The sequence below is a fragment of the Paenibacillus sp. FSL K6-2441 genome, assembly GCF_037964765.1.
Classification (GTDB): domain Bacteria; phylum Bacillota; class Bacilli; order Paenibacillales; family Paenibacillaceae; genus Fontibacillus; species Fontibacillus phoenicis.
This window is the reverse complement of sequence record NZ_CP150174.1, coordinates 492,553-512,266: the sequence shown is the minus strand read 5'-3', so window position 1 is coordinate 512,266 and position 19,714 is coordinate 492,553. Positions and strand designations below refer to the sequence as shown.

General features: G+C 54.1%; 13 protein-coding genes. 5 read left to right on the top strand and 8 right to left on the bottom strand.

Annotation, left to right across the window (positions count from 1 at the left end; all coding sequences use genetic code 11):
- Positions 1-2: 2 nt before the first annotated feature.
- The 3 genes from NSQ80_RS02155 to NSQ80_RS02145 all read right to left on the bottom strand — a co-directional run bounded on the left by NSQ80_RS02155 (position 3) and on the right by NSQ80_RS02145 (position 2,978).
- Positions 3-914, bottom strand: coding sequence for a polysaccharide deacetylase family protein (locus NSQ80_RS02155; protein WP_323078761.1), 912 nt, complete (start codon positions 912-914; stop codon positions 3-5).
- A 295-nt stretch (positions 915-1,209) separates the two neighbouring features.
- Positions 1,210-1,983, bottom strand: a complete 774-nt coding sequence (locus NSQ80_RS02150) for a GNAT family N-acetyltransferase (protein ID WP_339301168.1) — start codon at positions 1,981-1,983, stop codon at positions 1,210-1,212.
- Positions 1,980-2,978: a glycosyltransferase gene (locus NSQ80_RS02145; RefSeq protein ID WP_260071527.1), complete on the bottom strand. Its 999-nt coding sequence runs from the start codon at positions 2,976-2,978 to the stop codon at positions 1,980-1,982. The genes NSQ80_RS02150 and NSQ80_RS02145 overlap by 4 nt, the downstream gene beginning before the upstream one ends.
- Before the next feature lie 237 nt (positions 2,979-3,215).
- Here NSQ80_RS02145 and NSQ80_RS02140 point away from each other — a divergent pair, with 237 nt between their 5' ends.
- Positions 3,216-4,334: an IS110 family transposase gene (locus NSQ80_RS02140; RefSeq protein ID WP_339301165.1), complete on the top strand. Its 1,119-nt coding sequence runs from the start codon at positions 3,216-3,218 to the stop codon at positions 4,332-4,334.
- A gap of 536 nt (positions 4,335-4,870) precedes the next feature.
- On the opposite strand, the gene NSQ80_RS02135 is transcribed toward NSQ80_RS02140, so the two are convergent.
- From NSQ80_RS02135 to NSQ80_RS02125, 3 genes are all read right to left on the bottom strand, one after another.
- The gene (locus NSQ80_RS02135) at positions 4,871-5,848 is read right to left on the bottom strand and encodes an aminoglycoside phosphotransferase family protein (protein WP_339301163.1); all 978 of its coding nucleotides are present in this window, start codon (positions 5,846-5,848) and stop codon (positions 4,871-4,873) included.
- A 155-nt stretch (positions 5,849-6,003) separates the two neighbouring features.
- Positions 6,004-9,093 (bottom strand): copper amine oxidase N-terminal domain-containing protein, encoded by a 3,090-nt coding sequence (locus NSQ80_RS02130; RefSeq protein ID WP_339301161.1) that lies wholly within the window; start codon positions 9,091-9,093, stop codon positions 6,004-6,006.
- 171 nt (positions 9,094-9,264) lie between these two features.
- Positions 9,265-9,924, bottom strand: a complete 660-nt coding sequence (locus NSQ80_RS02125) for an MOSC domain-containing protein (protein ID WP_339301159.1) — start codon at positions 9,922-9,924, stop codon at positions 9,265-9,267.
- 215 nt (positions 9,925-10,139) lie between these two features.
- On the opposite strand from NSQ80_RS02125, the gene NSQ80_RS02120 reads away from it, so the two are divergent.
- On the top strand, positions 10,140-10,559 hold the full coding sequence (locus NSQ80_RS02120) for a hypothetical protein (protein WP_260071608.1): 420 nt from the start codon (positions 10,140-10,142) through the stop codon (positions 10,557-10,559).
- A 69-nt stretch (positions 10,560-10,628) separates the two neighbouring features.
- Here the strand turns inward: NSQ80_RS02120 and NSQ80_RS02115 are convergent, their stop codons facing one another.
- Both NSQ80_RS02115 and NSQ80_RS02110 read right to left on the bottom strand, forming a co-directional pair.
- On the bottom strand, positions 10,629-12,560 hold the full coding sequence (locus tag NSQ80_RS02115; RefSeq protein WP_009223878.1) for an LTA synthase family protein: 1,932 nt from the start codon (positions 12,558-12,560) through the stop codon (positions 10,629-10,631).
- 85 nt (positions 12,561-12,645) lie between these two features.
- On the bottom strand, positions 12,646-15,195 hold the full coding sequence (locus tag NSQ80_RS02110; RefSeq protein WP_339301158.1) for a glycoside hydrolase family 2 protein: 2,550 nt from the start codon (positions 15,193-15,195) through the stop codon (positions 12,646-12,648).
- Between the two features lie 225 nt (positions 15,196-15,420).
- Between NSQ80_RS02110 and NSQ80_RS02105 the strand changes: the two genes are divergently transcribed.
- The 3 genes from NSQ80_RS02105 to NSQ80_RS02095 are packed head-to-tail and all read left to right on the top strand — an operon-like array spanning position 15,421 to position 19,572.
- Complete coding sequence (locus tag NSQ80_RS02105) at positions 15,421-16,419, top strand: substrate-binding domain-containing protein (RefSeq protein WP_009223870.1); 999 nt, start codon at positions 15,421-15,423, stop codon at positions 16,417-16,419.
- Complete coding sequence (locus tag NSQ80_RS02100) at positions 16,409-18,334, top strand: sensor histidine kinase (protein ID WP_339302151.1); 1,926 nt, start codon at positions 16,409-16,411, stop codon at positions 18,332-18,334. Before NSQ80_RS02105 ends, NSQ80_RS02100 begins: the two co-directional genes overlap by 11 nt.
- Entirely contained in the window at positions 18,331-19,572 is a 1,242-nt protein-coding gene (locus NSQ80_RS02095) for a response regulator (RefSeq protein ID WP_323078739.1), read from the top strand. The genes NSQ80_RS02100 and NSQ80_RS02095 overlap by 4 nt, the downstream gene beginning before the upstream one ends.
- Positions 19,573-19,714 lie beyond the last annotated feature (142 nt).

Below are 19,714 nucleotides of genomic sequence, written 5' to 3'. Positions count from 1 at the left end.
CCTTAGGGCCGCTGCTGTGACTTCTGAAGGTCCTGCAAGTCCTTCCAGCGGATCATCTCGATGCCTTCCTCCGCAAGAACCGCCTTAATGTCCGGATCACGGAACAGTTGATAATCCCATTGTCTTTTTTCCCATTCGTTGTGGATGGCCTTCAGTTCTTCCGTCGCGAGCGCCGGATGGATGATAATCTCCGAGACACCGGGACGGAGCGCTTTAAGGACGGTGATCATATCGCGTTTGTAGCTTTCGTACGTTTCGCCCGGCTGCTTGCCAAAGGGCAAACCGATGAGATCACCGAGGAGGATCACGCCCATCCGATCGGCGAGCTCGGTGACCTGATGAATCAGGGCGTTCGCCTCCGGCGGCAATTTCCCTACCTGCGGCAACGAACGCGGCAAACGGAAGGGCAGGCCGTAATCCGCACAAATCTCAAACGCCACATCAAGGAAATGATGGCCGGTTGCCAATCCATACAAGCTGCCCATGTGGTTATCGAGGTGTGTAGGTGCTAAGCCTAACGCCAGCGCCGTCTCCACCTGGTTAATCATCTCAAGGCGCACTTGCGGCCGGCTGGCTTGCAATTCGAAGCGAGCAACGTCCTCGGGAAAATAACCTTCCTCTGTCACCAATGTCCGCACGTCCCCATCCCGGGTGACCGGCCCCCACTTATATCCGTTCCATTCGCTGGTGAACGTCAGATGGACCCCCACATCGAATTCCGGATTGGCAACGCTCCACGCCACCGCCTCCTTGGCCCAGGAGCAAGGGATCATGACCGTCGCCGAGGAGACCGCCCGTTCCTGTAGCAGTTGGGTTATCGCCGTATTTTCCGCATGGCACATTCCAAAATCGTCCGCATTCACAATCAACAGTTTGGCTTCCCGCCCGTACCCCAATCGCTCTGCCAATGTCATTTGCCTTCTCCTCCGTTTCTGCTCTAATTTCAATGAGCTTGATAATTAAAACGCTTACATAAATGGTGGAAATAACCGAAGTGTACCTTCGGTTATGGATAAAACTGCGAATCCCGATTGATGACGAACGTATCACAGATCTCAGCCCTTTCTTTGGCCGATGAATTTATATACCAAGTGTATGTTGGAACCTAAGCCTATAGTTCATAAGTTTGTAATTTCGCTTACACCCTGATAATTCCTGCTCAGGCAAAAAAAAATAAGGGCAATCGGTATCCGACTGCCCTTTCCGTTATCAGCTATTGAGAACTCTGTAATGATATTCCGACACGACCGTAAAGCCAAGCTTATTATAGAGCTCCAACGCCGGTGCGTTGTTCGCCAGCACTTGCAGGTGCATACCTTCCGCGCCGTTCTCTATCGCCCAAGACGCTAGCGCACGCAGGAGGCGGCCGGCGATCCCCTTGCGGCGGTGGCGTGCATCGACAACAACATTGCTGATCCCGGCCCGGCCCTTCTCAATGACCACGGTAGCTAAGCCCACCGGCTCACCCGCTTCATAGATTGCCACAAACGCCTTAGGTGTGGGCATTGCTGTAAAGATCGACGTATATCCGGCCCGGCGTTCCTCCGGAAATCCCTCCATCCGTAGAAATGCGTCCATCCATGACTCGACCGGTCCCGCTTTATAAACCAACTCCACATCGTCAGCCTCGTAAACGGTAGATCGCTGAAGTACATCCTGGCTAGAAGCCGCCAGCAGCAGGCAGTTCATCGAGATCTCATACCCCGCCGCGGCCAGCAGCCCATCCAACTCTTGAGGTGAAGATTCACTGACGTGAAAGCAGGGTCTCAGTCCACGTTCCCGGTAAAAGTGCTCCACGATGGCAAGCCAATCGTCCTCTGGAAAAGGTCCGGCTGCCAGCACACTGTTCGCTCTTGTTGTGACGCCGTCGTTTGCCCGAAGCCGCCAAGTGCCAAGCCATTCCAACTCGCGCGGAGGCCACCCACTTGCGGCCAATTGCTCCAATCGATCAGCTACCTCGGTTTCTTCCGTCCGCCCGCTCATTTGAGCCACTCTCCAAAGAACCGCTCGTATCCTCTCTTCATCACTGTCGCCGAAAACTTCTCAAAGGCGTAATCCCGGTTGTCCCTGGAATACTTCAGCGGTGAGGCTGCTGCCATGTTGACCAGTTCAAACCAGTTGTTCTCGTTGCCGGCAAAGGCGTGACGGGAGCTAATGTGACCATAGCAGGGATGCTCCGGCTTGACGACGATTTTGCCCATCGCGAGCGCTTCGGTCAGCGGCATTGCAAAGGTATCAAACCGGGAGCAGCTCCAGTACACCTTGGCCGAGTTCATCAGCGAAAACACTTCATCCTGGCTTAACGCAAACCGCAGGGTGACGTTGTGGGGGATGTTGTATTTTTTCACACTTTCCTTATAACGCTCCCCGCCAAACACCATCACGACGTCCTTGTCCGGATTTTGCCGCGCATATTCCAGCACCAGGTCCGGCCGCCGGTTCTCCTCGTCCCGTCCGATCCAGAGTACCCGATTCTCCACGATAGCCGAGGGGTCAAAAAACCGCTCCGCCAACGTTTCGTTAAATCCGATGGGAATCACGTCCACATCCGTCACACCGAACACGTCGTTCATTTGCTTCCGCAAAAACTCCGTCTGTACGATCGCCTTGTCCACGATCCCGTAAAACGGCTTCATCATCTCATACCCAGTCAACGCCGGGTCAGGGAAACTGTGTGGGAACAGTACGCTCTTGGGGAGGAACATTTTGAGAAAAGTAAACCCGGATACCGTATAAATCACGTGCTCGATGTTCTGCGAATAAATTTGGTCCAGCACGATATCGTAATTGACCAGATCGCCTTTCTCGTGCTCATAGCCGGGAAGCCAATCGTGTCCGCTGACATGGCGCTCCGGTGAGATAAATACAACCTCCACGCCTAGCTCCCGGCCGATGTCGCGCAGCCGCTCCGCAAACACGCGCGGGCCTTGGGCTTCCGCAAACTGGATTTTTCGCATGACTAAACCGACTTTCTTCATTTAACCCCGCCTCTAGTTGTTATAGTAATGTGTGCTTGCCACGTCATGTCTTGCTTCGTCAACCGCTAACGGACCTGAGGGACGTTAATCGCTACGAATTCGGGACTACGAGGTTTTAGCTAAGATGAACGTAAACAAAAGACAGCCCTCCAAATTGCTACATCTCGTAGGTTAAAATGGATAGTGTAGTATAAACCAAACCATTTCAGAGCTACATAGCAAAGGAGAGCTGATACTATGCAGTCTACCACAAAATTCGTCGGTTTAGATGTATCCAAAGAAAAAATTTCGGTTGCGATTGCAGATGTGAGCGGGGAAGCTCCACGCTATTACGGAACCATTCCCCACACACCGGCAGCGTTACGCAAGCTTATCAAAGAGCTGGGAGAGGCCGAAACGCTATCGTTTTGCTACGAGGCAGGACCCACAGGTTACGAAACCTATCGCTGGATCACCTCCATGGGGGCCCACTGTGTCGTCATTGCTCCATCGCTCATTCCCAAACGCCCCGGCGACCAAGTGAAAACAGATCGACGGGATGCCGAGCAACTCGCGCGTTTGTATCGTGCAGGAGAGCTCACTCCCGTTTACGTCCCCGAACGGGAAGATGAGGCTCTACGGGAATTGGTTCGCGCCCGTGAAGCTGCCAAGGAAGATGCCCACCGGGCTCGTCAGCGGATCTTGAAATTCCTGCTTCGTCACCAGATTGAACCACCCGCCACCATAAAGCGTCGCTGGACCAAGAAGTATCGCGTCTGGTTAGGGCAGCTTACGTTCCCGTATGAGTCCATGCACGTGGCATTCAGCGAAATGCTTCATGCTTTGGATGAGATCGAGCAACGCATGGGGCGCCTAGAAAAAGCACTGGTCCAGCAAGCTGCGACCGGTTCTAAGGCTTCTCTGATCCAAGCTCTTCAGTCCCTACGGGGGATTGGATTGCTTACAGCCATTACCCTTGCGGCTGAAATCGGAACCTTTGCGCGTTTTCGCTCCCCTGCGCAACTGATGGCGTACTTGGGACTGGTCCCTCGTGAGTATTCCACGGGCCTAAGTACTCGCCGCGGCAGCATGACCAAAGCCGGAAATGGCCGCTTACGACGGACTTTGGTGGAGTCCGCTTGGAGTTACCGTCACCGTCCTGCCGTAAAAGGGGATCTCGCCAAGCGATTAGATGGCATGCCCGCCGACGTACAGCTGTTATCCTGGAAGGCGCAAGAAAGATTGCATTACAAATACCGTCATCTTGTGTTTGGAAAGAACAAGCACAAGAATGTGGCCGTCGGTGCGGTGGCCCGGGAATTGATTGGGTTCATATGGGCGGTTGCTCGAACCGTGGAGCAGCCATCAGCCTCCTAACGCCTTTGGACGATGAAGGACGCAGGGGACGTTGCCCCCCTGCACCCCCACACTCGCCGTGTGGCGTTCCTCATCTTCGATGAGGATTTGGAAAAGTGTTGAATTGTACCCCACCGCTTGTCAAGGAAGACGCTTGACAAGCTCACGCCGGAGCACGAGGCCCGGGAGCAAACGAAGGTTCAGGAGAGAATTTGCGTAGTCCGTTTGCACTAGGTTTTGAAAGAAACTGAACGTGCGTTTCTAGCTTGCAAGGGCTCTCCCTGACGAAGGCATAACATGTGGTAACCAACCCACGGATAGCAGCGTGCCGACCGTCGCTCGCATTTTTGCTCTCGCGCCACGTGCTCAGGCAGATTTAAAACCGAGGGCTTGACAAAAACGTTCATAGCAACGGACTTGAGAGACCTTATTGTAGGCAAATCCGATAGAAACACCTCTTTATAGCCCAAATAGCGGCTTTCAGGTCCGTTAAAGCGGGAAATATTCCGAAAATGAGCTGATAAGGTCACTACAGTCCGTTAGCAGATCGTAAGTGTTCATATGCTACCCATGTTCTCCAGCAGTTCAAGGCATCCGTCCAAGCCGTCCAACGTCTCTTCCCGCTGTCGCAGCAGCCCTTCCGTCGTCCACACGCCGCCGCCTCGGTGCAGATCTCCTTCGATTAACAAGAGCATCCATATCGAAAAGATCGCAGCAAACCAAGCGTACTCCCGGATCATCACATCCTTGACCCATGGCGTGCCCTGTTTATCCGCTTCCGTAAGATAGGTTTCAAGCAGATGCATCCGATCCTCTGCCGACATCCTCTTCGGAAACCGGGGATGCGACATGTCGATCAGATGATACAAATCCCAATACGGGAGGCTCCGGTGCGCATGCTCCCAATCGAGCAACACCACGCGCCCCGCCTCTGTCACGGCGTAGTTGCCCTGATGCAGATCGCCGTGCGACAGCACTTGCCGTTGGGCTGTGAAGCCGCGACCGTCCCGGACCGCTGAGACGACTGCCGAATCCAACCATTGATCCGGCAGTCCCCGTCCGCTAAGGACAGCCGACGCCTCTTCCCGCCGCTTCAGCACATCTGCGGCGATGGCTGCGATGCCGGGCTTCGGGCCTTGGGCAAGCAAGCCCGGCCATTGTTCCGCGGGAGCCGCGTGCAAGCGGGCCAGCTGCTTGGCTGCCGCCTGGGCGTACACCAGCCGATAGACATGGTCCAGCGGCCCGAGGTTCTCGAAGATCGCCCAGCTCTTGGCGCCGCTCCCCTCCGGCGAGGCGGCAAGCAGCATCGGTGCGGTGATCTCAGGCAGCTCCGCCAGTACGTTCCGGTACACCCACGCCTCCCGGTCTGCCGATTCACCGTTCGTCAGCGGCTTGAAAATATAGCTCTGCCCCGGGGCGATGTAGATCCGCTCCACCCACTGGCCGTTCATGCCTTGGTACACCGGTTCCCGGCGCCAGATCTTTTGATCGTCCAGCGTTCCGTCCGCTTTGACCACTTCATCGATGTTCTGCATTTGGTTTCCTTCCCGCTCCCTAGTTTGACCTTAATGTTACATAAATTTTGAAAAGATTGTCAATCCGCCGCCGGCGTATAGCAAATTGCAGGCAAAAAAGAGCGGCGCCTTAAGCGAACCGCTCTTTTCTGAATATTTTTCTATTTACAAATAGCTTATGGTGTGGCTGGCGTTGTTACTGAAATGGGTCCGGTAATGGCATAGTTGGTGGAACTGCTCATATCCGGAACGGTAATGACGTAAACGTTGTAGGTGTTGTTCTCCAAATCCAGCAGATTACCTTGATAATCTTTATCCAAAACAGCCGAATAAGGTCCTGACTTCGAAATAGCTGCCCCTTGGTAACTTTCGGATGCTACGATACCTGAAGCCCCCGAGGTTGGGACTGCAATGACAAGATATCTGCTGATGCTTTGATCATTGCTTGGTTTGCTGAAAACCACCTCAATGCCGGAGCCATTCACCACAGCGCTCACATCCGTTGCAGCAGATACAGGTACGGTGCTTGGATCAACCTTTAGCTTCACTTGACCGGAAGGACCGGACAACAGATTCGTCATACCTGAACCGGATTTTGCTACCGTCAGCACAAATACTTGATAGGTCGTGTTGGCATCCAACGGTACGCCATATGCTGTATTCGGCTTGCCTAAAGAAACCTGAATGTTCCGTCCGTTCGGTTTCACAGCCGTATAGTTATCTTCCAGAGTCACCGTATTGGCATATTCCAGATTAAAGCTGCTCACATTCGCTGCCGGAACAACCATAATGCGGTATTCCTCAACGTTGCTTTCATTCGGCTGTTTGTTGAAGCTTACCACGATATCGCTGTAGGAATAACCGCTACCTGTGACATCAGCCGAAACGCTTAATGGCTGAAGCGCTGTGCTGTTCACCAGCGTAACCTCGTTCGAATATCCCGACAGGACGTTCGATCCGCCGCCGCTTGCGGCAACCGACAGGACGTACACCCGGTAAGGGACTCCGTTGCGAATCGCTTCTCCGTCCGTGTCCTTCGCGCCGTTAAGGTTTACGGTTAAGGTTGCACCATTTTTGTTAACGGTCGTATAGTAGTTCGACGAATTGGCTGCGTTCAGATTAAAGCTTCCGGTCTTCGACGCTTTCACCACAAGCACCTTGTAATAGCTAATATACGTTTCATTCGCAGCACGGGTAAAGGTTACCCGCAGATCACGGCCGTCCCCATAATCGCTGACGTCCGCCGCACTCAAGTTCAAAACCGCGCTAACCATATTGTTCGACAATGTAATCGGCGAGGAGTAAGAAGACAAGGCGTTGCTCAGGTTATATCCGCTGCTGGCTACCGACAGGACAAACACCCGATAGCTGACGCCGTTACGGATCGTCGCTCCGTCAACGTCTCTCGCTCCCGATTTCAGAATCGTGGAGAGCGTGTAGCCGCTCTTACTCACCGTCGTATAGTTTGCGCTGCCGACATTGTTGGCCTTGGCTAATGTAAAGTTATTCGCATCCGAGGTTTTGACCACCAGGATCCGATAGTTGCTAATATACGTTTCATTCGCAGCACGGGTAAAGGTCACCCGCAGGTCACGGCCGTCCCCATAATCGCTCACATCTTCGACAGTAACGTTCGATACCATATCCACCGTGCTGCCATTCGTTAACGTAATCGCAGCCGAAGCGGACGACAGCGTATTGGTCCCTGCGTAAGCTCCGGTGCCCACGGCCATAACGAATACCCGATAGCTGACACCGTTGCGAATCGTTGCCCCGTCTACATCCTGCGCATTGGAGGACAAGGCATATGACGTAATATTCGAACCAGTCTTATTAACCTGCGTATAGTTTGCGCTGGATACCAGGTTCGCTTTTGCCAGGCTGAAGTTGGCATAGTCGCTGGCTTTCACAACGAAGATCCGGTACGAGCTAATCCGCGTTTCATCTGAGATCCGGTTGAAGCTCACCCGCAGGTCACGGCCGTCGCCATAATCGTTCCAGTCTTCCACCTTCGTGATGACCGGTGCGATAATCGAGCCTTGCGCGAGCGTGATCGCGGAGGAGCCGGACGACAATTTGTTCGAATATCCCGTATTATTGCTCACCGATAACACAAACACCGTGTAGGACACGCCATTCTTGATCAGTTCTCCGGACGTATCCCGAGCGGAAGAGGCCAGCTGGCCGGTTAATGTCGAACCGCTCCCTGATTTGGACACGAGCGTAGAGTAGGAGCTCGGCAAGTTGTTCGCCGTGCTCAGTGTAAAGCTGCTAGCGTCCTTCGTCTTAACGACGAACACGCGATAGTTAGCGATGTTGCTTTCATTTTGCGCTCTTGTAAAGGTGACGCTCAGGTCGCGGCCATCGCCGTAATCGCTCACGTCGCTGACCTTAACGTTCGATGGAGCCGCTACGGAAACGGTATTGGTCAACGTAAAGGCCGGTGATGGATTCGACAACGTATTGGCGCTGTTGCCTTTGCCAATCACCAATACATAAGCAACGTAAGATTGATCCTCACGAATGGCAGCCCCGTCAACGTCCCGTGCGCTGGCCGACAGCGTCAAGGACAGATCGGATCCCGACGGAGACAACGACGTGTAATTGGCCGATCCGACTTTTTGGGCTGCTGCCAGATTAAAGCTGGAAGCATTTGATGCTTTCACGATCATCACGCGATACTGTTCAACGCGCGATTCGTTCGAGGATTTCGAGAAGCTGATCTGCAAATCCCGTCCATCCCCGTAATTTCCCACATCACGGGCAGTGACGTAGGCCACCGGACTAGGATCACTCCCGCTATCCGAGCCACCCGATCCGCCCGAGCCGAAGCCGGAGTTGATGGTAACGATTTTGGCGGAGTTGCTCCACCCCACTTGCTGCCCTAACGCCTCACTGACGAAGCGAACGGGCACCATCGTTCTGCCTTTGATGCTTTGCGCCGGCACGTCGAGCAAGACCGTCTCATTGTTGATGGTTGCCGAACGCGACATCAGCTTCAGCGTGATGGTCGTGCCGTCTTTGTAGGCGGTAACGGTTTTCAGCGTCTGGTTGTAATTCACCTTGGCATCCAGCGCTTCAAAAATCGCCCGGAGCGGCAACATCACCCGTCCGCTAATGATGACCGGGGCCTGGTCTGTAGTCAGCCGGTTGCCATCAATGTAGATGCTGATTGGCGTAGCCGCTTGCGCCGTCGTCTGTTGAAAGATTGGTATGATTAACAATGCGGCTAAGAGCGAAGCCCAAATTTTTTTCAAAAATCTCATCCTCCCCATGCTAATGAACAGCTAAAGAAAAAGTAACTCTTCCCATTTGACGTGTTATGCCAAGCAAAAGTTTCTATGTTTGCCGCTTGTAAAAAAATTTCACTCCCGGATGCCTATCCCCGAACAAAAAAAGCCGCTTCCCATCACGGGCAGCGGATTTAATGAAAGACGCTATTTGCCGGCCAATCGATTCAACCGGGCCGTCAACTGTTCACACCAGCTGGCTGACAACTCCTCCACGGCTAAAATACGCCGGATCCCTTCGGCATCCTCTTTGTCGACGTGCATTACGCGGTTGGCAAACGCCAGCGTGACTCCTGCGGGGTGCCTCTCGACAAGCTCCAGTTGATCCCCGGGCCGAACCTCTCCTTCCTGGAGCACCCGGAAATAATATCCGGTGTATCCGGTTTGCTGGATCGCCTGCGGCAGCTCGGGCAAACCATGCTTAACGCCCAGCTTGAAGCAAGGCTGCCGTGGTTGGCTGACCTGAACCATCGTGCCGCCCATACGAAACCGGTCACCGATGCAGATCTCGTCTTCGAGCATCCCTTCGGTCGTGATATTTTCCCCAAATGCCCCAAGTTCCAAGGTGATCCCGAACTTCTCCTCCCAATAAGCATAGCGCTCGTACGGATAAACGCAGACCGCCTTGTCCGGTCCCCCGTGAAATTTAAGGTCCGCTTGCTCATCACCGGCAAAATTCACCGACGATAAATACCTCGCTTCCGTCACCGGCATTTTGAATATGCCTGTTCGTACTGTTTTGCCTTGATGCTCCACCTCGATCGGCTTTCCCACGTTGAGCGAACGAACCGTCATATGATCGCCCATTCCTCTCAGCCCCCTCTGTTCCGAAATTCAGCGTGAAATAAATTCCATTATAAGGGACAACTTCATCCAGCACCACCTTATATTCCAAGGGAGCTGCCGGACGATTGAAACTTACCGGGCACCTGAACCGTATTACTAATAGGCATCAATGATCTCACGACAATCATTTATTACGATGAATACTATCCCTTGCACCAAAGAGAGGAATTAAATCTATGAAATTTAAGCTTAAAAAAGTCGTTATTCTTGGCACGATGGCCCTTGTCATTACGATAAACCCCAGCATGTCCAGTTTTGTAACCAGCCTGACCTATGCGGCTCACCCCTCCAAGCAATCCAGCCTCAGCAATAAGGCGGAGCGTCCGGAGGACGAGCTGAACCGGGTGCTTGGCGCTTCCTCCGACCGGGAGGTTTACGACGCTTTGCTTGAAGGCCAGTCGCTGGCGGATATTGCCGAATCCCACGGCCAAGATGCGAACCAGGTTGTCCAGCTGCAAATTGCCCAACTGCAGGAGCAGCTGCAGAAACGGTTAGACGAAGGCAGCATCACCCGTGAAGTTTATGAGCTTCAGCTGCAAGAGCTGCCGGAGCTGGTTGCCGAGAGCGCGAAAACGAGGTATACAATCCTCGGCTAATTTATTAAAACGAAGGCCCTGCTATGGCACCGCTTATTGCTTGCGGTATCCAGCAGGGCCTTGTTGCGTTTATTTTCCCCGTTTCGGGAGGAGCTTGACATATTCATCGGAGAGCTTCATCAGCTGCAAAATGTAATCGTAGTCGCTGCGGTACGGCGCAATATCGGTGACAGGCTGCAGTGTGTCCAGTGAAACCGCGGTGCCGTCGTCAAAGCCAGCGCCCGGCACGAACATGACTTCATCGTTAAAGAACGAGCCTGTCGGCAGATAATACCGCATCCCCACCACATTACGGTCCAAATTCAACAGGTCGTGCCCGAAGGCGGTAAATCCCTCATTCTCCAGCGAGATTCCGAGAAGATTGGCTACGGTCGGCAAAATATCGACCTGGCCTCCGGTGCGCTCGACGACTTGACCTTGTTCTTGGCCAGGGATGTGAATAATCAGCGGGATGTTGAACCGGCTGATCCGCTCGTCGTAAGCGATCCCCAGCTTCTCACTGATTTGCTTAGCGGGAACGTCCTTCTCCTGAAGGCCAAAGTGATCCCCATAGAACACCAGCATCGTATGGTCCCACAGACCCGTTTGCTTCAACCCGTCAATCAGCTTGCCGATCGCATAATCCGTGTAGTTGACCGCCTCGATATAATTCCCGAGCATCGTGCCTTCTAGATCGGCCGGCAGTTCGATTTGGCAGCGATCCTTCGGCACGACAAACGGATTATGGCTTGAGGTGGTGACGAATTGGGCGTAAAACGGATTGCCTTGCGCCTTTAGCTCGGCCAGCTTTTCGACGCCAACCCGGTACATTTCCTCATCGGACGCGCCAAAATCGTTAAAATGATCGTTTGTATAATACGGCTTATCGTAATATTTATCGAAGTTCAGCGCCGGGTACATTTTGTTCCGATCCCAAAATGTCACCTTATTGATGTGGAACGTATTCGCCGTGTACCCGTATTTTTGCAGCAGGCGCGGCAGACTGGGAAGCTCCCGATCACCATAGCCGGTCGACATCGCCTCCGCAGCTGTCGGATAGATCGACGTATTGGACATAAACTCGGCATCGGACGTATTGCCGGGGCCGATCTGCTGGAACACGTGCGGGAAATAGAAGCCTTCCTTCGCTAAACCGTTAAGTACGGGCGTAATTTCTTGACCGTTAATTTTCAGGTTCAACGGGAAGTTCTGGAACGACTCCATCTGCACGATGATCAAGTTCATCCCTCGGGCTGCGCCAAAATAAGCCGGTACCCCTGTAACATCCATTTTGTAAGGATAGCTGCTCTCAAGCTGCCGGACTTTGGCCGCCGTCTCCTGCAGATTACCTTCCGCGATCATCCGCTCTTCCTCCTGGTTGCGGATCGCCGCATCGACCTGGAAGTTAAAGAAACCTACGCTTTCGGCGCGCACCAGCTCGTTGTCGATGTCTTTTCCCCAGCGGATATAAAGGCCGGACAGCATGAGGCTGACGATCAGGACGAAAGCCACCCCCACCTTCCACGCCAACGAGCCGCGCGGCCGGTCGTTACGGAAGCTGAGGCTCCCCGCCAGATAGAATCCCCGGGAAGCCCGGCGCCTGCGAGCCGTACGAAAGATGCGAACCGCAATCAGCACTGGCAGATCGATGAAATATAGAAATTGTTCAGGCCTTAGCAGCGAAGCAACGCTGGCTTTGACCTCAGGAACCTGGTTGAGCCCGCTCAGCACCGCATACGTTGGTACCGTGCCAAAGTAGGCATTATATACCGTCGCCGCAAACAGGGTCACGGAGATAATCCAGTTCAATCCGAGGTACACTCCCCATTTGACCTTAGCCGGCGTCAACAGCTCAACCAAACACATCAGCGCCAGCACCGATAGCCATTCACCGGGCAATCCCTGAACCCCAAGGCTCCCATAGAAAAAATATCGCAGCAACAACAGCTTCATGCCAATTAGCACGAACGTTACGACGAAATGAATTCGACTTGAGTTACTTGAGTTACGTATGATCTCCATCTCTTTTCTCCGGAATTTACCGTGTTTTTACATAGCACGCAATTTCTATTTGTTTATTATAACACGGTAAAATCCAGAGTCGAATTTAGACGAAATCAGCCATGGAGCGGACGGTCAGCTTGCCGGGATGGCCCGCGACAAAGGGCTCTGCGCTGCCTGTGCCGCCCCGCCGCCGGAACTCCACCGTTACCGGAATGCCAGGAATTAGATCGAAGTAATTATCGGAGAAAATCCCTTCTTCTTCCGCCGAAATCCACACTTGACGCGCCAAGACATCGCTGACCAGGGTATAACAGCTTCCGCCGCTGCCGGCCTCTTCTTGCAGCGTAATGTTCGCCTGCGGCAACGAAAGTTCTCTAGCCGAAGCGAAGTAAAAAGGCTTGCTGTCCACGGCCTGCCCCTCGATCTCCAGGACCGCATGCAGCACGACCTGGCGCGGATCATGGCCTTCCAACCATTCCGCCCGACTGAACACCGCAGCTTCAACAACCGCATCTGCAGCGGCGTGAACCTCCAACGCCTGTTCTTTCAACAAGGCCCCCTGGAAGTCATACAGCGACAACCGCAACCGGCCCGTAACCGGCTTCTGCAGATCAGACACCACGCTAACCGAGATCGGGCCATTCTCCGGCTCGTAAATCGCCAGCATGACCTCGCGGAAGCTGCGGCGTACCGCATACTGCAGCGCCTTCCAACGTCCGTAATAGTCCATCCCCGCCCAGGACGCCACCGGCCAGCAATCGTTCATCTGCCAGTACAGCGTCCCCATGCAGTAAGGCTTGTTGCGGCGATGTGCTTCAATTGCCGTACGGATCGCCTCGGCCTGCAGCACCTGACTCATGTACAGGAACGAAGGGAAATCCTTCGGCTCCGGCAGATAAAGGTCCATGTACTCCTTGATCAACTGGTTCCCTCGGCCATTCTTCTGATGGGCCAGCATGATCTCGGACTCCAGCGCCAGCTCGCTCTCCGGCGCGTAAGTCAGCACCGATTTCAGCTCCGGAAAGGATTGAAAGCCGTATTCGCTCATAAAACGGCCTACCCGGAGGTTATAGTTATCAAACGGCTCAACCGCATGCCAGACCCCCCAGTAATGGACGTCCCCTTCACCGGTGACTTGAAGTGCATGTTGATCGGCGTCCCCCGTCAATTTACGGATCGGCGAAGACGGCAAGTAGGCGACGCCGCCGCCATGACGTTCCACGGCCTGAGGAAGAATTCGATGGAAGATCGCCTCGTAATCCGCCCAAATCTGTTCACGCTGCTCTGCGGTGTAATCCTTTTTCCACCCCCAGCCCCCATCCTCGACATAGTGGGCCCAAGCCGAATCGATTTCATTGTTTCCGCACCACAATGCGATACAGGGATGATTCCGCAACCGCTTGAGGTTGTCCTCCGCTTCCCGCGTAACGCTGTCCAGAAACTCCGATTCCCCCGGGTACATACTGCACGCAAACATGAAGTCCTGCCAGACCATGATTCCGTATTCATCGCACAGCTCGTAGAAAATATCCTGCTCATAAAGGCCGCCGCCCCAGACGCGAAGCATATTCATGCCGCTTTCGGCTGCCGTGGCGATTTCATGGCGATAACGCTCCTCCGTCACTTCAGTCAAAAAGCTGTCGTTCGGGATATGGTTCGCCCCTTTGGCGAAAACTGGCACGCCGTTTAACTCGAAGCGGAAGCAAGCCCCTGCATCGTCCTTCTCACGAACCAGCCGGATGTCGCGCAGCCCGGTTCGAACAGACGCTTCGGCGACCGCTTCCTGCCCGCCGTCCGTCACAAGCTTGGCATGGAAGTTATACATCGCCGGTTCGCCCAGCCCCCGGCACCACCACAGCTTCGGCTCCGCAATGACCGCCGGCACCTCTACTACATTCGTTCCCGGCTCTAATACCACAGGACGTTCCCAGGTCAACTCGCCGTCAGTGAGCTGCAGCTGACCTTCCCAGCGCTCAGCGGTTTCAATTTCCGCCAAGGCGGTAAGCTCCGCAACCGAGACGTTGACCCGGTCTTGGCGAATAAACAGGTCGCGAATAACCGGGCCGCTCCAGCCCTCAAGACGCACCTCGCGCCAAATCCCGCTGGTCACAAATCGCGGCCCCCAATCCCAGCCGTAATGATACGGCGCTTTGCGGGCAAACACGCTGACCCGGCGGTCGCCTAACCCGCCCAGCTCCGATTGGTCGTTCGCCGCCGGCAGGCCATACCCCAGCTTCTCGAGCTTAGGCAAATCCTCCGCGATGGGAGAGCGGAAGCGTACGGCAACCGTATTGTCGCCTTCGCGCAGCAGCGGCTTCACATCGATTCGCCAAACGCGGAACATATTGTCGGCCGACAAGACGTGCGTCCCGTTCACCGTGACATCGGCATACGTATCCAAGCCGTCGAAGACAAGCTCCAACCGCGGCAAAGCGGACCAAGCCTCATCCAATTCGAAGGAGGCTTCGTATTCCCAATCTTTTCGATCAATCCACTGCAGGTCATGCTCGTTAGTTCCATAGAACGGGTCAGGGATCAACCCGTTGCGGTGCAGATCCGTATGCACGGTGCCCGGCACGCGGGCCGGCTTCCACTCTGTCTCATCACTCGCTTTGAAGCTCCAATGCTGGATTCGATAACTATGTTTGTTCATATGTCCTCCATCAAGTTGTAAGTTACCGTTCATTATATACTAATTCCGTTATGGTTTGTTATATATTTGTTAGTGATTTTGCAGATCAAATTTTTATATGATCTTTCTTTGGGATTAAAGGTGAGCTATAATTGTAAAATTACTAATTATCAATTTCGACGAATCATAGTATGATGTTGTCGAAAGTGAATCACTTGGCAACTCTTCTTATGAAAGGGGTTTCATATGAAGAAGATTTGGATGGTGTACTTGCTGCTCTTCGCTTGCTTTGCGCTATACGTGCTCGATTACCGCTCCCAGATTCGTTTGAACGACGAATGGAATTCCGGGGGCCTCCGAGGTTCCATCGATGAGAAATACGTGATGGTGACGTTTCAAATGGGTATCGACTATTGGAAAAGCGGGCTGAAAGGCTTCGAAGACGCCGCCCAGGCGCTAAACGTCTCCGTAGAATACCGCGGCTCCACCCAGCGCGATATTCATGAGCAAATCACGGTGTTGGAGCAAGCCATTGCTAAAAAACCGGCCGGCATCGCGATCTCCGCGATTCATCCAACCGAACTCACCGCCACGATTAACAAAGCGGTCGACGCCGGCATTCCGGTCGTCTTGTTCGATTCCGACGCCCCCGGCAGCCGCGCTTTTTCCTTCCTTGGCACCGACAACTATTCCGCCGGCGTTGAGGCCGCGCGGAAAATGGCCGAGCTCACCGGCGAACGCGGGGAGGTCGCCGTCGTCACCGTGCCGGATCAACAAAATCATCAAGAACGCACCGAAGGTTTTTCCGATACCATTACCCAGGAATTCCCCAACATGCACATTGTCGCCACCAAAAACGGCAAAGGCGATGAGCTGTACTCGCGGCAAGCGGCGGAGGAAATCCTGCACGACTTCCCCGAAATCGCAGGCATTTTCACCACCGAAGCCAACGGCGGTATCGGCGTTGCGGAGGCCGTAAAGGCCTTTGGCCCGACCTCCTCCAGTCCGAAGATCATCAGCTTCGACACCGATAAGGGCACCTTGGACTTGGTCAAAAGCGGAGATATCGCCGCCACGATGGCCCAGGGCACCTGGAACATGGGATATTGGTCGCTGCAGCTGCTCTTTTCGTTGAAGCACGATTCCGATGGATCTTCGCCCCCCGGCCCTCGCGTTCCCCAGCGTTTGGATACCGGCATCACCGTCGTCACACGGCAGAATGTGAATGATTACTATGCGAAATAGATATGGAAAGCGATCCTGGGAAATCCGTCGTTTTTCGCTGAATAACTTGCCCATCCGCTACAAATTAATCGTCCACTTTATGTTGATCAGCATCCTTCCTTCGATCGGGCTGGGCGTGCTGACGAATTGGACGGTCGACCGCATTATCGAACGCCAGATTACGAACAACACGCTGCAGTTAATTGGCAAAGTGAACCGGTCGTTGGAGACGTATGTGGAGAATTTGCAAAACATGACGTTCCTCATCTCCTTTAACCCGGACGTGCTGCAGTTTCTCGAGAACAACAACGAGGCGGAACTCGTTCTATCGGCACCGTCAGTCAAAACACCTCCACGAACAACAACACCGGTAGATACCGATCACTACGAAATTCGCAAGTTCCTGCAGGGCTTCACCACCTTGTATTCGGAAGTCGCGGGCATTCTAATCGTCAACAGCCGCGGCGAATATATCAGCAACGAAATGTATGCCCGCACCGCAGAAAACCTGACCCGGGAAGAGTGGTACCAAGAAGCGGTCCGCAATAAAGGAATCTTTAAGATCATCGGTCATCCGCGAGATCGCAACGTCACTACGCATGTCAACTACAAGGACAGTGAAGTCGTCTCTGCCGTAAGGGCGATTCTCGACCCCGAAACCCAGCAGGTCAAAGGCGTCGTCTTAATCGACCTCAAACTGCGGGTCATTGCCGAGACCGCTCAGGACGTTCGTTTGGGGAAAACGGGCTATCTAACGGTGGTGGACGGCAACGGGGAACTGATCTATGCCCCGCCAGCCCCCTATATCAACCGCGTTCCGCTGGAGCGGCTCGGTCAGGACGGCTCAGGAACCTACGCAGAACGGGTGGGCGGCCGCGATTTACAGTTCATCTACCGACATTCGCCGTTTACAAACTGGACGACGGTCGGCGTCTTTTCCATGGCGGAGTCCGCTACGGAAATGCAGGAAATTCGTTTTTACGTGGTTAGCTTTGTTTTTATCGTCTGTTTGCTGGGGATGACGGCCTCTTTCTATCTGGCTCACACGATTTCCAGGCCAATCGGGCAGCTGGCGTCCTTTATGCAAAAAGCCCAGTCCGGCGATCTGACCATTCGCCACTGGAGCGACCGAACCGATGAAATCGGCCTGCTTGGCCGCCGTTTCAACGCCATGCTGCAGCAGATCCACCGACTGCTCTCCCTGACCGAACTGCAGGAGCGTCAGAAGCGGGAGGCGGAGCTAAGAAGCCTGCAGGCGCATATCAAGCCGCATTTTTTGTACAATACCCTGGATACGATTCATTGGATGGCCCGCCGCAACGGCTCGGAGGATATCGCGGAAATGGCGGAGTCCTTGTCGAAGCTGTTCCGAATCGGCCTTAGCAAGGGGAATGACATCATCCCCCTGAACGATGAAATCGAGCATGTTCGCAGTTACTTGCATATTCAACACGTCCGTTATCAAAGCAAACTCGATTACTCGCTGCACATCGCTCCGGAAATTCGCGGTGTCTATGTGTTGAAGCTGATCCTTCAGCCGATTGTGGAAAATGCCATCTACCATGGAATCAAGGAACGCCGGGGGCCGGGCCGCGTGGTTATCGAAGCCGCCGAGGATGCCGGCATGTTGGTGATCACCATCCGGGATGATGGGAAAGGCATTCCGCCGGATAAGCTGGCCCGGCTGCAAAAAGAACTGCAGTCCGCAGGCACCGCGGATGGCCGGGAAAAGGGCTCCGAACCGGCAGGGGCATCCAATGCAGGCGAAGGCGGACAGGGATATGGGATGCTGAATGTGCAAGCTCGGATCGCATTAACCTTTGGTCCGAAATATGGCCTGACGATCCAAAGTGAGGAAGGCCGAGGAACCGTAGTAACCGTCACCCACCCGATCATTCGGGATGAACAAACCCGTTGGGAGAGGATTGAATCATGAGCGGAACCTACTCAGAAACTCGTTGGAGGGTGCTCATCGCCGATGATGAATGCATTATTCGCGAAGGAATACGTGATAGCGTGGACTGGGAGAGCTTACGCCTTACGGTAGTGGCCGAAGCGGAGGATGGCGAGGAAGCTCTAGAGAAGGCGATCCAGCACGACGTTCACATCATGCTGGTTGATCTCAACATGCCGATCATGGACGGGATCGAATTAATGAAGCAGGTACGTGAGCGGCTGCCGGATTGTAAAATCGTCATCATCACGGGCCATGACGAGTTTGCGTACGCGCAAAAGGCGATCCGCCTTCAGGTCAAGGATTACATCCTGAAGCCCGCCAATCCCGTGCAGTTGGAGAAAGTCCTGCGACAGGTGCGCGGAGAGCTGGAGGAAGAAGCATCCAAACAGCAGCAATGGCAGCAGGCCTCGCGGCAGCTTTCCCGCAGTTATCCGCTCCTGAGGGAGCGATTTTGCCAGCAATGGCTGGACGGGGGCATGACAGCCGCTGAAATCTCCGAGCAGCTGCGGTTCTTGCAGCTGCCGGACGCCTGTCCGGATTGGCTGGGCGTCATCCGATTGCCTGAACCCGCCGCCTCCCCCGCTTTGTTCAAAGAGGACGAACGGCAGCTGTATGGATTTGCGGTAGAGAATATCGCCGCCGAAGTGCTCGCCCCCTACCCCAAGACGATCTTCCGTGATCCCTTCGGCCTGATCGTTGTCCTGCTGTGGGGAGTGGAAGCTGAAGCCGATTTTCACCGCATTGAAACCTTGGTGCGGACCCACTTAAAAATCGCTGCCGAGGTTTACTTGGCTGAGGGCGCTGGGGACGTCTTGGAGCTTCCTTCCGTATACCGGAAAGCGAAGTCCGCCGTAAACAAGGAAAACGCCATTTCCCCGCTGGTTCGCCGGGCCAAGCAATATATGCTGGAGCATTTCGGTGACAGCAGGCTGACGCTGGAAGCGATGGCGCATGCCTTGCAAACTTCTCCGGCTTATTTAAGCCGCATGATCAAGCAGGAGCTGGGCACCACGTTTAACAGCTATTTGACGCAGCTCCGCATCCGTCGGGCGAGCCGCCTATTAATCGCCACCGAGCTGACAATAGCCGAAATCGCCGAGCAAGTCGGCTACGAAACTCAACACTATTTCAGCACGGCGTTCAAGCGCGCGACCGGCCTTTCCCCACTGCAATACCGCAAAGGCGCATTTGAACATGAAGATGCTCAGGGGGAGTAAATCTCCCCCTCTCAGCCTCCTATTTTGGAGTCATGCCCCTCCATAAAGGTTCGATTTTTATAAAAAGAGTCAAACCACTGTAAATACGACCTCCCCCTTCGCTTGCTATACTCCGAACTGTAAACGCATTCATTTCAAGTAT